The organism is Tepidibacillus infernus (assembly GCF_048898065.1).
Taxonomy (GTDB): Bacteria; Bacillota; Bacilli; order Tepidibacillales; family Tepidibacillaceae; genus Tepidibacillus_B; species Tepidibacillus_B infernus.
The window spans coordinates 964,578-978,962 of sequence record NZ_JBLWFI010000001.1 but is presented as its reverse complement, the minus strand read 5'-3'; the positions used below and the strand labels follow the sequence as shown (position 1 = coordinate 978,962).

Genomic DNA, 14,385 nt, shown 5'->3' with positions numbered 1-14,385 from the left:
AGCCCAGCGGTAATATGTCAAGCACAAAAAAATAAAGAATTGGAAATTATTTTGGGATAGAAGTAAAAATCCCTTAAAAAAGGGTATACCAAATAGCCCTCACCTAATTACCAATTTTTGTTATTGAAATTTTGCTTGTGAGGCTCTGCTCGAAGGATGTGAAATAATCGAAAGTTGATTAATTTCTCCTTTCTGGTGGTGTGTACAATTGATTGGTGCTTAGTAGCGAATACACCAATCGTACCAATTTTCTAGCAGTAAGGACGAGTGCTCTTTTGTGTTGATGTTTAGGGACTTCGTTATATTTCTTTTGGTAAAACGCTCTGTATTCGGAATCATGTTGACGAACTTTATCAGCTGCCTGTATCAAATAGTATCGTAGATACTTGTTTCCAGAATTTAATCGATTCGTATCATCCGATTCGAATTCACCAGATTGATACTGACTCCATCTAAGGCCAGCGTAACTAGCTAAAGCATGATGATTTTTAAATCGTTTGATGTCGCCAATCTCAGCAATAAGACCAGCTGCATAAACATCCCCAACCCCTTTTATTGAGGTTAACGTCTGTGGGATGCCTTTCATGAGTTTGGCAATTTCACGATCAAGCCGTTTCACTTCGGATTCCATATGTCTAATTACACTTAAAGAAACGGAAAGTGAAATGTTGACTGGATCGGCCATTGCTTTATTTAGACGATATGATGAACGAGCAAGTTTTTGAAGATACTTTGCAATTTCTTCCGGATTTTCGAAGCGATTTTTTCCCTTCTCTTGAAGAAATTGAATGAGTTCTTCCATGGACATTTGGGTAATTTGTTCAGGCTCTAGTTCTTCAATAACCGCTAAACTTGTGGATCCAAACATATTAGAAAAGGGATTATCCTGACGAAGTCCACTAAATTTTAAGAAGACTTGGTTAAGGAAGTAAATTTTATCCCTTGTAATATTTTGCATCAAATGAAATCGGGTTCTTGTCAAACGCTGCAAGGCTTCATACTGAATCGTATCTTTCATTTCCATAGGCAGTCGTCCGAAACGCAGGTGGTCTGCGATAACCCAGGCATCAATGCGGTCGTTCTTAACTAGAGTGTCATACCCTTTTTTAAAACGAGCCACTTTACGCGCATTTAAGACGTATACATGTGATTGAAAGGAAGGTTCGTATCCCTTTAGTTGTTCTCGTAGATAGTGAGCAAGATGCCAACCAAGGTTTGAGGTGGCCTCCATTCCAATCTGGAACAAGTTTAGCTTCTTTTTTTTCGCTGTTTCTAATATTCTTTGGATCAGGGTGTCTGCCCCATTTTGATCATTAGGAACAGAAAAAGAAGCTAATGAATCTCCGTCTCCGTCCATGAATTGAACATGGTGAGATTTTAAGCTTACGTCTATACCAACTAGCATTTTCGACATAGAATCACCTCCTGATAGTAGTTAATCAAGCAAATCTTAGACCTGGGTGCCCATGGGAATCATCTAGAACAACCTCGTCATCAGCACTCATTTCCATATAGAAGTCAATCAGGGTGCTACTCCCCCTTCTAAGTGGAAGGCGCAACCAGCGGTTAGAAAATTCAATGATGAGTCATGGGTAGCAGGCTTAAAAAGCAGTACACAAAAGTTGCCCGCAAGGAGTGAAAGAAACTTCCTAAGAAAAGCTTGTCGACACCATTGTCCCATGAGCAGGCCAAAGATTCTATAAAAAATGACGGAGTAAAGTGCTGGAGCCTCCTCCATTCTTCGTCATTCTCGATATTCAGTTTTAAAGGTACAACAAATAAACGTAAGAGGGCTGTCCCCCTACAGATTAGAACAACATATTATTCAATTTACTTAATTTAATTACTCGCCTCTGGCTTCCCCACCAGTTGGGGTAAGACAAGGTGGTAAAACAATTTTATTTTTGATGAGGAAGCCGAAAGGCTTATCATAAACCCTATAGGAATCTAGAGTGATTTCAGAGGATCCGGATCGACTGGAAATTCTTCTAGAAGGAGCTCTTACTACTAATATACGAGAGGAGTAATACGATGCAGTACATATGGAATTCGATTCAATCCTATTTAGAAAAACGATGGTTTCTAATCTCATTAATTGTGATTAATTTTTTAGGTTCGATTTATGGATTTTATTGGTACAAAAATCAACTTATGGCCTCCCCAAAAAAATGGATCATTTTTGTACCTGATAGCCCAACATCTAGTACTTTTTTTACTTTGTTTCTTATCCTTTTCCTTTTTAAAAAGAAAGCCCCTCTAATCGAAGCAATTGCAGCACTAACTTCCTTCAAATATGGAATATGGGCGGTAGCGATGATTATTTGGGGTGCATTAGCAAAAGATCACTCATTAATTCATCTTATTACAATCCAATCGATTACATGGATTGATGTGATGTTAATAATTTCCCATTTAGGAATGGCATTTGAAGCAATTTTATATGTCAAGAAGTATTCCTTTGGCATAACCGAACTTCTTATCTCAGGGGTATGGATTATCATCAATGATTTTGTTGATTATACTCAGGATGTACATCCATGGTTACCGGAAAGCATTAGTCAAATCGATCATGTTGTAGGGAAATATACACTTGCTCTAAGTCTATTTACTTTTTTATTATTTTTCACTTTAAGGAGAAACAAAGCATAAAGTCGTACAACCCCTAATAGTATAGGATAAGGGGTGAATCGGATGTTTAATAAAAATTATGTTGTCATGGTTATAGCGATAATCTTCTTTTTCTTTCAATTATATATACCATTCGTTCATGCTTCAGAGACAGAAGAGAGCAAATTACAAGAATTGCAAAGATTATCGCAAATATTCTATGAAAAAGTAAAGATAAAAGAGTACGCAGCTGCAAAAGGGGAACTTGTAAAGTTGTCACTCTTATTTCCTACCATCTCCTATAAGGGGTTAACCACTACAGAAGGAATTGAAGCAATATCAGCAGTCATTATCCACTCAAAAAAAGAGCTTGCAGCTATTTCACCAAATGAAAAATCTATTCTCTATTCAGCGACACAATTGTATCTAGCGATAGATGCTCTTACTCACCCGTTACAACCTTATTGGCATCGTTACTATCCGGTAATTAATAAAGATTTAAATACAATCGAGCAAAAAATAAAAACTAAAGATGCAAAACAAATAGAAGTAGCCTATACTCATTTTCAAAATGACTATCTCTTAATTAGGCCAGCTATTATCGTAGTAAAGCCTCCGTATGTTGTTGAAAGAACTGATTCATTGATTAAGGCACTGGTTAGCCAACAAGTAGATCAAAATAAGGAAATCCTTCTCAATCAATTACGAACAAATATAAATCAATTATTTTATGGTGATGGAAAAGAAACATGGGTTAACTATATAGGGGAAAATACGATTTGGAAAACATCTGTTGGAATGGGTATTACAATCTTTATAGCCTTAAGCTATGTAATCTGGCGTAAGTTTAAAGGAGTTCGTTATTCAACTTAAAAATAAACTTATTTAAATTACATTAGTATTTCAGGAAATCAGGTGGGGGAGTTACTCCACCTGATTTTGCTATTTTATTTTTTTTCAAATCCTTCACCTAACACATCATGAACGTCATTGACAACCACAAAAGCTTTTGGGTCGATGGAATGAATTAAATATTTTAATCGTGTTAATTCATTTCTACTAATCACACAGTAGAGAACCTCTTTATCACTTCCAGTGTATCCACCTTTTCCTTTCAAAATGGTTGCACCTCGGTCCATTTCCTTTATGATTTTTGTTGAGATTTCTGGTACATGATCCGAAATAATTGTGGCAGCTTTTGCTGCATAAGCTCCTTCTTGTACAAAATCGATAATTCTAGCCCCAACAAAAACAGCAACTAATGTATACATTGCTTTTTCCCTTCCAATATAAAAATAGGAAGCAGCGATGACAAAGGCATCAAAAATAAACATCGTACGACCCATGCCCCAACCAAAGTACTTATGAGCTAATCTAGCAATAATATCTGCACCTCCAGTTGTCCCGCCATAACGGAAAATAATGCCTAAACCAACTCCTACGGACACACCTGCATATAGGGAGGCAAGAAGTAGATCAAGAACAGGTTCTCGAAAATCCTCTGTTAACCATAGGAATAAAGAGACTAAAACAGTGGCAATGATGGTGTAAATCATTGAATTGCGGCCAAGCTTCATCCAACCAATAATGAATAAAGGAATGTTTAAGATAAGGATTACAACACTTGGAGACCAACCAAAGATGTAGTTCAGTAATAAAGAAATCCCAGTAAAGCCACCCTCCGACAAACGATTAGCAATTGTAAAATAATTAAGACCAAAGGCAAAAATGAAGGCTCCGATTGCAATAAAAAAAAGATTCTTAAGATGATAGCTCAAATTTTTAAAACTCAAGTTCATAGGACAACTCCTCATGTCAAAATCATTCTCATTATACAAATAATCTCTCGTCAAATGCAAGAATTTCCCATATCTATTGATTTATAAGAAAAAATTGGGTACGATAACGTTATTAAAAATATTGATGAAATGGACACTAGAATACACCGAACTAGTGCTTCAGTCATATATTATCTTATACAAAGGGCTACAGCTAGCAAAAAGGTGTGAAGGCAAATGAGTTCAGGAAGAAAATATCTTTTAGAAGCCTATCATGCCATATTCCAAAATGATTTTCAAAAAGCGATTGATGCTTTTAATAAAGCCATTCGGTGTGAACCAACAAATGCTTCATATTATTACAAATTATCTATCACTTACTCTAGAAATGGGGATATGAAAGAAGCAATAGAAGCAGCCAAAAAAGCTTGCGAACTCCAGTATAACCTAACCTATAGGTACCATCTTCAAATCTTACAGGCCAAAAATCTAGTCATGGTTGCAGCAGATTTGATGAAAAAAGGGATACTTACAGAAGAAATTGAAAATATATTGATTCAAGCTAAAACACTGGATCCTTTAAATATTGAGGCTTACCTTATCTTAGGTATTTATTATGGTGAAAAACAACGACTACCGCAAGCTATAAAGGAATTTAATATGGTATTTGGATTAGATCCATTTCATCAACAAGCAAAAGAACTACGTGAATATTATTCTAAATTGTACAAAGAGGGTGATTGAATGAGCAAAATGAAAGTAATGGTCGCTGGAGCGAATGGCAAGATGGGTCAAGAGGTAGTCAAGATGGTATTAAATGATGAGGAATTAGAATATGTTGGCGGAGTCGATCCAACTGAATCTGATTGTTATCGAACGCTTGAAGAGGGAATCATTGCTGGAAGGCCAGATGTCTATGTTGATTTTACAACGCCACATGTTGTTAAAAAAAATATAGAAATCGCATTGCAAATGGGGGTTAGCCCAGTCGTTGGAACCACTGGGCTTTCTCAAGAGGAAATTTCAACTTTGGACAAGCTAGCGAAAGAGCTTGACATTGGTGGTTTAATTGCCCCAAATTTTGCAATAGGTGCCGTTTTGATGATGAGATTTTCAGAAATCGCAGCAAAATACATGCCCCATGTTGAAATCATTGAAATGCACCATAATCAAAAACTTGATGCACCATCGGGTACGGCAATAAAAACAGCTGAACTGATTAGCAAAAGTAGAAAGAAAATTTACCAAGGTCACCCTGATGAAAAAGAGGTTTTAAAAGGTGCACGAGGTGGGGAATATTCAGGTTTTCGCATTCACAGTGTAAGACTTCCTGGTCTGGTTGCTCATCAAGAAGTGATTTTTGGTGACTTAGGTCAGACTTTAACCATTCGTCATGATTCTATTCATCGAGAGTCTTTTATGCCTGGAGTGAATTTAGCCATTAAAAAAGTAAAAAGTTTACGCGGCATAGTTTATGGATTAGAACATTTATTAGATTAGTCAAGAAATCAAAAGAATAGAGGAGAAAAAAATGAAAATTGCTTTAGTAGCACATGACCGTAAAAAAGATGAATTGGTAAATTTCATGATTGCCTATGAAATTATTTTTTCAAAACATCAGTTATATGCGACAGGGACTTCAGGAAAGAGGATTATAGAACAAACCAATTTGCAAATTCATCGTTTTCAATCTGGTCCCTTGGGAGGAGATCAGCAAATCGGTGCAATGGTAGCGGAAAATGAGTTGGATCTTATTATTTTCTTTAGAGATCCGCTTACAGCTCAACCCCATGAGCCTGATATTATTGCACTATTACGCTTATGTGATGTTTATGGTATACCTGTTGCCACAAATGTTGCGACTGCTGAAATCCTCGTTAAAGCGATGGAAAAAGGAGATTTTGCCTGGAGAGAGGTTGTACACAAGTATAAAGGAGAATAAATGTTGGAGAAGATTGAAGTTGGAAGAAAAATATTAAAACAACTTAACACGAATAGCTATCAAGCATACTTTGTTGGCGGAATGGTTAGAGACCTTCTCTTAGGAAGGGAAATTCATGACATCGATATCGCAACAAATGCTTTACCCGAAGAGGTGATGCAGATTTTTCCTAAATCAATTCCAACTGGATTGAAGCATGGCACTGTTACGATCGTTGAAGAAGGAGTCCCTTTTGAAGTTACGACCTTTCGTAAGGAGGGTCAGTACCTTGATTATCGTCATCCTTCGCATCTTGAATTTGTCTCTAGTTTAGTTGAAGATTTAAAGAGAAGGGATTTTACCATAAATGCTATGGCCATGGATGTTAATGGTCTATTAATTGACCCATTCCAAGGACAGGCCGCTCTTAAATCTAAGTTGGTTATTAGCGTCGGTAAACCAAAAGACCGTTTTCTCGAAGATCCTTTGCGTATCATGAGAGCTATTCGCTTTGCTTCTCAACTACAATTTCAGATAGAGGAAGAAACAAAACAAGGCATCTTAGAGGTTGGATCCTACTTACAATATATTGCAATGGAGAGAATTAAATCAGAAATGGACAAGATAATGGCTTCAGAAAACCCGGGATATGGAATTTCGGGTTTATTTGAACTTGGCCTGATCCAATATATACGAGGGTTGAAGGATACACGTTTTATAAGCTTATATCCTAAAGAATTATCTGAATTATTATCTAAAACATCTGATGTCCTCTTACGCTGGGTAATCATATTTTATTTTTTAAAGGAAGAGGAACGGTTGTTTTTATTAAGTGAAATGAAATTTTCTAAAAAAGAACAAGTAAAGATCAATAAAATCTTTAGTGCCTTAACTATGATGCAAGGTGGAATACAACTGATTCAGCTTAAACGTTGCTTGGTTGAATTAGATTTTCAATCGTGTTCTAAAGCCATAGAAATGACCTGGATGTTAGGGCAGATCAGCGAAGAAGAAAGGTTATACTGGCAACAAAAGCTACTCTATACAGATCAAGATTTAAAGGTAAGAAAAATAAAAGATTTAGCCATTACAGGAAATGATCTTCTGCAATTCTTTAATCGCCCAGGTGGGCCTTGGGTAAGAGAACTTTTAGAGGAGCTTTTTGAGCAGGTGGTATATGGCCAACTTTTAAACGATCCTAAGATCTTATTAAAGAAATCATTAGAATTAAAAGGGGATCAAAAATGAGGGAAAAGCTAAGGGAAATTTTTTTAAAATCGAATCACCAGTTTATTTCCGGAGAAGAACTAAGTCAACAAATGCAAATTTCAAGAACAGCAATTTGGAAACAAATTGAAGAGTTAAAAAAGGAAGGTTACCAATTTGAAGCCGTAAGAAAAAAAGGGTATCGATTATTAAATGAACCCGATGATATTTCTTCAGAGATCATCCAAAGAGAATGTCACACAAAGATATTTGGGAGCAACGTTGTCTATTTTAAATCAATCGATTCTACCCAGACTAAAGCACATGAATTAGCTAGACAAGGGGCTAAGCATGGAACAATTGTCATTGCGAATGAACAAACAAATGGAAAAGGTAGACTAGGAAGATCTTGGTTTTCTAACGAAGGAAAAGGGATTTGGATGAGTATCCTATTACGCCCCTCTTTTAGTTATAACGAAGCACCTCAAATTACTTTATTTGCCTCTATCATACTTACAAATGCATTAAGAAGTTTATATGGAATTGATATTCGAATTAAATGGCCAAATGATCTGTATTTTGAAAAGAAAAAAATTGCAGGAATTCTTACAGAGATGCATGGAGAGCAAGATCAGATTCACTATTTGATCATTGGAATTGGAATTAATACGCATAAAACCAAATATCCATTGGAACTTAAACAAAAAGCAGGATCTTTAGAAGAATTTATCAATCAGAATCCAAAAAGAATTGAAATTCTATGTAAATTCCTAGAACAATTTGAAAAAAACTATGAGCTATTTCATCAGAAAGGATTTGCACCCTTTTTTGATGAATATAATCAACTTTTATTAAAGAAAGGAACCCCTATCGTTGTTACGCAATCAACATCTTTTATTTATGGTCAAATATATGGGGTAGATGAGAACGGATATTTAATCGTTAAGAAAGAAAATGGAGAAATGATTAAAGTTGTTTCCGGTGATATAACCATCTAAATCAGTTTAGGGTCGTATATTCTTCCTATCTATGACAAACACTGTGGATAGGAAGGGAGGGCTATTTAATGATTCACCATGAGCTATTTGCCCATATGACTCAAACATTGGATCGATTAGGTAAAGAATTTGAGGTTACCAATAGCATAGATGAAGAATTATCTTTATTAGAAAAATATTTATCGATCAAAGAGATGAGTGAAGAGATTACTGGAGAATTAAAAAAATTAAATGAAAAAATACGTCAGTTCGAAAAAGATCATGGTTTATTAGATATGGATCTTCATGTAATGAAAGATACTGACACGATGACTGAAAAATATTCTGAAGTCGTCATAAAACTTGATGAAGAGGATTTCATCACTTTTCAAAAGGGTATAGGTTTCTTTGATTTATGGATGTACGATCAAGCTATACTTCATCTTGAGACAACAACGAAGAAATATCCTGATTTTAATTTAGCTCGGTTATATACAGCAATGACCTATTTTAAGAAGAAAGAATACGCTTATTCCAAACGTGAAATTCTGATTCTTTTCAAATATTCAGATGATCCAGACCTTCTTTCTCTTGGACATAATCTATTAGGGATGATCTATGGTCTTGAACGTGATGAAGAACAAGCAATTTATCACTTTAAGAAAGCAATAGAATTAAAGAAGAATTGGACAGAACCTATTTTTAATTTAGCAATGCTTTACTATCAAACTAAGCATTATCATGAATCCATTTCCTATTTGAAAGAATTGGCTCAAATCAATACAAATGATTGGGAAGTCTTATTTTATTTGGGTAAAGCATATCAAAAATTAGGGGAATATGACCAAGCGATTGAATGGCTAAAAAAAACATATACCATTGCCAAACAACCGATGATCGTCCGACAAATCGCCGTTAATTTTGAAAAACGACTTCATTTCGAACAGGCGACACAATGGTATAAAAAATGGCTGGAACTTGAACCTTTTCAATCAGAAGCTTTGCTTGGCTTAGCCAAGAATGAATGGTTAAAAGGGAATAAAGAGACGGGAATGGTTTTATTATTTAGGCTATAACCATTATTTACTTGGCCATGTGGAGGAAGCTAAAAATTCTTGGCTAAAGTTGATTCATTAAAGATAAGCCCTTTGTTTTGGGCTTTTTTCTTCTTTCACCTTTTCATATCCTTTATTTCCTAGTATAGTATAAAAGAATGCGTGAAAAGGTTAGAGGTGACACAATTGAATCGCTTTATAGTCATAGATTTAGAAACAACAGGTAATCAGCCGGATAAGGATACCATCATTCAAGTTGGTGCCGTTTTAATAGAAGATGATAAAATCAAACAAACCTATTCTTCTTTTGTATATACCGACAAATTAATTCCATCATATATCCAAGATTTAACTGGAATCAATGAAGATATGCTTAAGAATGCACCAAAAATCGATGAAGTCATGCAAAAGCTGCTTTCTTTATTAGAAGGTTCGGTTTTTGTTGCCCACAATGCCCCTTTTGACTTAGCTTTTATCCAAAATGCTCTAGACCAACTTGGCTACCTCCCATTTTCTGGCCTTGTTATCGATACATTGGATATGTCCAGGATTTTATTACCAATGGTGCAAAGTTATAAGTTAGACTCGATGACACAGGAATTAGAGATTATTCATGAACAACCACACCGTGCTGATGCTGATGCATATGCAACAGCAACTATACTTTTACAATTGTTTAATCGCCTAAAAGAAATGCCATTGGCCTATCTCCAGCGTTTACAAGAATTGATAAAGAACACTCACCACGATTTGTATCTAATCGTAGAAGAAATGACTCATCAAAAAATATGTTTTTATTCTGAAGATGAGCATTATGAGTTGATCAATCAAATCGCCTTGAAAAAAGAAGAGATAGATAATTCTAGGATTCCTACTGAAAAATCAACTAAGTTATCATTCGATCTTATATTTGAAAAAAATGGATTATTATCTGAACGTTTTCCTGATTTTGAAATAAGACCTGCTCAGGAACAAATGGCTTTAGAAGTCATGAATGCTTTTGAGGAAGGATATCATTTAATGGTCGAAGCAGGAACTGGAACTGGGAAATCTTTAGCCTATTTAATCCCTGCTATTTTTTGGGCAAAACAACATGAAGAAAAAATTGTAATTGTTACTCATACAATCAACCTGCAAGAGCAGTTATATCAAAGGGATATTCCCTTACTAAAAAAAACCTTACCTTTTGATTTTAAGGCAACGATTTTAAAAGGACGAAATAATTACTTATGTTTAAGAAAGTTTGAACTTCAACTAAATCAATTTCCATATGAAGAACCAAACAAAGAGCAGTCTGTAAATTTATCTCAGATGCTAACATGGGTTGCTCAAACCGAAACAGGCGATGTTGAAGAAATTAACTTATCTTTAAGTGGACGTGATCTTTGGCAACAAGTGAAAAGCGATGCGGATTCATGTTTAAATCGTTCATGCCCTTGGTTTAGACAGTGTTTTTATCATAAAGCAAAACAAAAGGCTCAAAATGCTGATCTTATTATTACAAATCATTCATTGTTATTAACTGATTTAAAAGCTGAACATCGGATTTTACCTGCTTATCAACGGTTGGTGATTGACGAAGCTCATCATTTTAGTGAAGTGGCATCAAAACATTTAGGATTTGAGGTCAATCAATATGTGGTAAACCGTTTATTGCAAAGATTATATAAAGATGCCAAAAATGGTTTTCTTGTTTTGCTTATGAATGATTTGATTCATTCGCAAAATCCAGACTATTTTCCTATTGCCAACTTTATTCAAAACCAGATCATTTCTTTATTACCAAGAATAGAAAATGATTTTCAACTTTATTTTTCAATGATTGGGGATTTTGTGAACAAAGAAGCTTCTGCTCAGGAGAGTGGTCGCAAGACATTAAGAGTTACAGACAAAATAAAAGAACGAGAAAATTGGATCACCATTCAGGAGATCGCGAACAATCTTTATATTCAGCTTACTGACTTAAGCAATTTACTTGAGGATGTTTTGCGCCGATTGAAACATGTTGAAGCAGAAGAAAGCATGGTTATTGATTTGAATGGATATCTAAAAGAGGTAAAGGAAATGATGTTTGCTTTTTCAGAATGGAATTATCTACAAAATAAAGAAATGGTATTTTGGGTTGAAACAGAAAGTCGTGGAAAAAGATTGAGCTCATACTTATATGCGGCACCGATTGAAGTTGGGTCCTACCTGAAGGAATTCTTATTTGATAGGAAAGAAAGTGTGATATTCACATCTGCAACATTAAGTGTAAATGACTCATTCAACTTTAGTAGTAGGGAATTTGGGTTTGAAGCTGATGATAAAGATTTAAAAAAAATAAAGCTAGATTCACCCTTTCATTACAAGAAACAAGCACTAGTCTGTATACCCAGCGATTTCCCAAATATACAAGAAGTATCTGAACATATTTATATCGAACATTTGGCAAAAGATATCGCTGATGTGGCGATTTCTCTAAGTGGAAAAGTTCTGGTTCTCTTTACTTCTCATTCGATGCTACAAAGAACTCATACACTCTTAAAAGAAATTCTAGCACCTTTTCAAATAAAGGTTTTAGGTCATGGCATTGATAGCAACAGTCGTTCTAAACTAACAACGATGTTTACAGAGAACCCGAATACCATTTTGCTTGGGACAAGTAGTTTTTGGGAAGGGGTAGATGTTCCAGGAGAGGCACTAAGCGCCTTAGTTATCGTTCGTTTACCTTTTACCCCACCAAATCATCCGATCAATGAGGCAAAAACAGAGAAATTAAAAGAGAATCATAAAAATCCGTTTATGGAATTATCAGTTCCTCAAGCTATTATTCGATTCAAACAGGGGTTTGGACGATTAATCAGGACAAAAAAGGATAAGGGTGTTGTCATTATCTTTGATCGTAGGGTAGTTGAATCTCGTTATGGGAAGTCATTTATTAAGTCATTACCCCCAGTCGATATTAAATATCAACCCTTTACAAAAATCATTGCGTTTATTGAGGATTGGATGCAAAAGGAATAAAATTGGTATTGACTCATATAGATAGAGGGTAACATTTCTTTTTGACTAGAAGGTGATTGTTTTGCAATTCACTATCAGAGTCTTCACTGTTATCCTCTTTATTTTTGCTTTTATTTATATTCGTTTACCAGATCAAAAAACCGTCCCTTCAGCCAAATTTATAGAGATTGAGCCTAATGAAATGTTAGTCTCTTTTTTACCACTAAAACAGGGGGAAGCTACTCTCATTCAACTTTCAGATCGAGAATTTTATTTAATTGATACGGGTTCACCTGAGTGTACAGAACAATTATTAACAATGTTAAATCAACATGGAGTTGGGCAATTAAAGGGCTTGATCTTGACCAATCCAAGTGATGATCACTTTGGAGGTTTTAATCAGATTCTCAACCAGTATTCGATACAATCTATCTATATTCCAGAATTAATCTCGTCGACTTTTCCAATTCCCTCTGCTTACCAAAAAAAAATAAAAAAAATAAAAGCTCAGGATGAAATTCAGATCAATCAAAATATAAAAATAGTTGTTCTTTCACCAATCGAACCTCTTTCTCTGTCTCCTCAAGCGAATTCACTTGTTTTTCAATTAATCCATAAAGATGTGCAAATCTTGTTTACAAGCGATATCAATCAAGAAATAGAACAAAGGTTATTAGAACGCTATCCGTTAAAATCTGAAATTTTGAAGGTCAGTGATTTTGGTGGGGTTGCTGGATCTGATGCAACATTTTTGGAAAAAGTGGATGCCCAAGTTGGTATCATTTTCTCAAGTGATCGTGAACTTTATGCATTAAGCGAGGATGTCCTTGAACGGTTAAACGAATCTTGGATGGACGTGATGATTTTAGAGAAAGAAGGAGAAGTGCAAATCCTTAGTAATGGAACGAATTATTCATTAGAAAGAGTTAACTATTGAGGTTAGGTTAACTGATCAATGCAAACAAGCCACAAGCAGGCTTTTTTTTTTGTATGATTTTACTATTTCGACGAACACTAACTGAATAGGAGGTGCTTATCAATGCATACCATGTGGAAAGGTTCTATTAGTTTTGGTTTAGTGAATATCCCAATCAGAATGTATGCTTCTACAGAAGAAAAGGAAGTAAAATTTCGCTATCTTCACAGGGATTGCCGTACTCCGTTAAAATACGTACGTACTTGTCCGACTTGTAATGTAGAAGTGGAATGGGATGATATTGTAAAAGGGTTTGAATATGAGCCAGGGCGTTTTGTTTTAATTGACGATGAAGACTTGGAATCGATTAAACCAGAAATCAAGAAATCAATCGAGATCTTAGATTTTGTCAATCTTAGTGAAATTGATCCAATTTATTTTGATAAATCCTATTATTTGTCACCACAAGATACTGGGGAAAAAGCCTATCATCTGCTAAGGCAAGCGATGAATGACACCGGGAAAATCGCCATTGCCAAAATTGCTATCAGGTCAAAACAATCCTTGGCTGCACTGCGTGTCTATCAAAATCTTCTTGTACTTGAAACGATCTTTTACCCAGATGAGGTAAGGGATGTTCAACTTATCCCTGGCATCCCACAAAAGATGAAGCTTGATGATAAAGAATTAAATATGGCTATTCAGTTAATTGAAAATCTTACTGCACCTTTTCAACCGGAAAAGTATACCGATGAATATCGTAAAGCACTTCAAGATCTGATTGCGAAGAAAGTTGAGGGAGAAGAGATTGAACAGGCGCCATCAGCTCCTCAAAAAAATATAATCGATTTGATGCAAGCTTTACAAGCAAGTATCGAACAGACCTCTCCAAATAAAAAGACAACAAGAGGCAGAAAAAAGAAAACAACGGCAAGTTAGG

Annotated in this window: 13 protein-coding genes; 11 read left to right on the top strand and 2 right to left on the bottom strand. The window is 35.3% G+C overall.

Features of this window, described 5'->3' with window-relative positions:
- Window positions 1-178 precede the first annotated feature (178 nt).
- Window positions 179-1,414, bottom strand: a complete 1,236-nt coding sequence (locus TEPIDINF_RS04960) for an IS110 family RNA-guided transposase (protein WP_068727898.1) — start codon at window positions 1,412-1,414, stop codon at window positions 179-181.
- Window positions 1,415-2,031: 617 nt separating this feature from the next.
- Here TEPIDINF_RS04960 and TEPIDINF_RS04955 point away from each other — a divergent pair.
- Both TEPIDINF_RS04955 and TEPIDINF_RS04950 read left to right on the top strand, forming a co-directional pair.
- Window positions 2,032-2,649: a DUF1405 domain-containing protein gene (locus TEPIDINF_RS04955; RefSeq protein WP_068724353.1), complete on the top strand. Its 618-nt coding sequence runs from the start codon at window positions 2,032-2,034 to the stop codon at window positions 2,647-2,649.
- 42 nt (window positions 2,650-2,691) lie between these two features.
- On the top strand, window positions 2,692-3,480 hold the full coding sequence (locus TEPIDINF_RS04950; protein ID WP_068724351.1) for a sporulation protein YpjB: 789 nt from the start codon (window positions 2,692-2,694) through the stop codon (window positions 3,478-3,480).
- Window positions 3,481-3,554: 74 nt separating this feature from the next.
- Here TEPIDINF_RS04950 and TEPIDINF_RS04945 read toward each other — a convergent pair whose 3' ends face one another.
- Window positions 3,555-4,406, bottom strand: a complete 852-nt coding sequence (locus TEPIDINF_RS04945) for a YitT family protein (protein ID WP_421691463.1) — start codon at window positions 4,404-4,406, stop codon at window positions 3,555-3,557.
- A gap of 216 nt (window positions 4,407-4,622) precedes the next feature.
- Between TEPIDINF_RS04945 and TEPIDINF_RS04940 the strand changes: the two genes are divergently transcribed.
- From TEPIDINF_RS04940 to ku, 9 genes are all read left to right on the top strand, one after another.
- Complete coding sequence (locus TEPIDINF_RS04940; protein ID WP_068724346.1) at window positions 4,623-5,129, top strand: tetratricopeptide repeat protein; 507 nt, start codon at window positions 4,623-4,625, stop codon at window positions 5,127-5,129.
- A complete protein-coding gene (gene dapB / locus TEPIDINF_RS04935; RefSeq protein WP_068724344.1) occupies window positions 5,130-5,885 on the top strand; it encodes a 4-hydroxy-tetrahydrodipicolinate reductase in 756 nt (251 codons plus the stop codon).
- A 31-nt stretch (window positions 5,886-5,916) separates the two neighbouring features.
- Window positions 5,917-6,327, top strand: a complete 411-nt coding sequence (mgsA, locus tag TEPIDINF_RS04930; protein ID WP_421691462.1) for a methylglyoxal synthase — start codon at window positions 5,917-5,919, stop codon at window positions 6,325-6,327.
- A complete protein-coding gene (locus TEPIDINF_RS04925; protein WP_068724339.1) occupies window positions 6,328-7,554 on the top strand; it encodes a CCA tRNA nucleotidyltransferase in 1,227 nt (408 codons plus the stop codon).
- The gene (locus tag TEPIDINF_RS04920) at window positions 7,551-8,510 is read left to right on the top strand and encodes a biotin--[acetyl-CoA-carboxylase] ligase (RefSeq protein ID WP_421691461.1); all 960 of its coding nucleotides are present in this window, start codon (window positions 7,551-7,553) and stop codon (window positions 8,508-8,510) included. Before TEPIDINF_RS04925 ends, TEPIDINF_RS04920 begins: the two co-directional genes overlap by 4 nt.
- A 68-nt stretch (window positions 8,511-8,578) precedes the next feature.
- Window positions 8,579-9,565, top strand: a complete 987-nt coding sequence (locus tag TEPIDINF_RS04915; RefSeq protein ID WP_421691460.1) for a tetratricopeptide repeat protein — start codon at window positions 8,579-8,581, stop codon at window positions 9,563-9,565.
- 165 nt (window positions 9,566-9,730) lie between these two features.
- Complete coding sequence (gene dinG, locus TEPIDINF_RS04910; protein WP_421691459.1) at window positions 9,731-12,550, top strand: ATP-dependent DNA helicase DinG; 2,820 nt, start codon at window positions 9,731-9,733, stop codon at window positions 12,548-12,550.
- 61 nt (window positions 12,551-12,611) lie between these two features.
- A complete protein-coding gene (locus TEPIDINF_RS04905; protein ID WP_069798165.1) occupies window positions 12,612-13,466 on the top strand; it encodes a ComEC/Rec2 family competence protein in 855 nt (284 codons plus the stop codon).
- Window positions 13,467-13,568: 102 nt separating this feature from the next.
- Complete coding sequence (ku, locus tag TEPIDINF_RS04900) at window positions 13,569-14,384, top strand: non-homologous end joining protein Ku (protein WP_068724328.1); 816 nt, start codon at window positions 13,569-13,571, stop codon at window positions 14,382-14,384.
- Window position 14,385 lies beyond the last annotated feature (1 nt).

What these genes read in the sequence shown, in the direction of transcription:
- TEPIDINF_RS04950 (WP_068724351.1), top strand. Translation starts at nt 2,692, where the DNA reads ATGTTTAATAAAAATTATGTTGTCATGGTTATAGCGATAATCTTCTTT.
- TEPIDINF_RS04925 (WP_068724339.1), top strand. Translation starts at nt 6,328, where the DNA reads ATGTTGGAGAAGATTGAAGTTGGAAGAAAAATATTAAAACAACTTAAC.
- dapB (WP_068724344.1), top strand. Translation starts at nt 5,130, where the DNA reads ATGAGCAAAATGAAAGTAATGGTCGCTGGAGCGAATGGCAAGATGGGT.
- mgsA (WP_421691462.1), top strand. Translation starts at nt 5,917, where the DNA reads ATGAAAATTGCTTTAGTAGCACATGACCGTAAAAAAGATGAATTGGTA.
- TEPIDINF_RS04960 (WP_068727898.1), bottom strand. Translation starts at nt 1,414, where the DNA reads ATGTCGAAAATGCTAGTTGGTATAGACGTAAGCTTAAAATCTCACCAT.
- ku (WP_068724328.1), top strand. Translation starts at nt 13,569, where the DNA reads ATGCATACCATGTGGAAAGGTTCTATTAGTTTTGGTTTAGTGAATATC.
- TEPIDINF_RS04940 (WP_068724346.1), top strand. Translation starts at nt 4,623, where the DNA reads ATGAGTTCAGGAAGAAAATATCTTTTAGAAGCCTATCATGCCATATTC.
- TEPIDINF_RS04945 (WP_421691463.1), bottom strand. Translation starts at nt 4,406, where the DNA reads ATGAACTTGAGTTTTAAAAATTTGAGCTATCATCTTAAGAATCTTTTT.
- TEPIDINF_RS04955 (WP_068724353.1), top strand. Translation starts at nt 2,032, where the DNA reads ATGCAGTACATATGGAATTCGATTCAATCCTATTTAGAAAAACGATGG.
- TEPIDINF_RS04920 (WP_421691461.1), top strand. Translation starts at nt 7,551, where the DNA reads ATGAGGGAAAAGCTAAGGGAAATTTTTTTAAAATCGAATCACCAGTTT.
- TEPIDINF_RS04915 (WP_421691460.1), top strand. Translation starts at nt 8,579, where the DNA reads ATGATTCACCATGAGCTATTTGCCCATATGACTCAAACATTGGATCGA.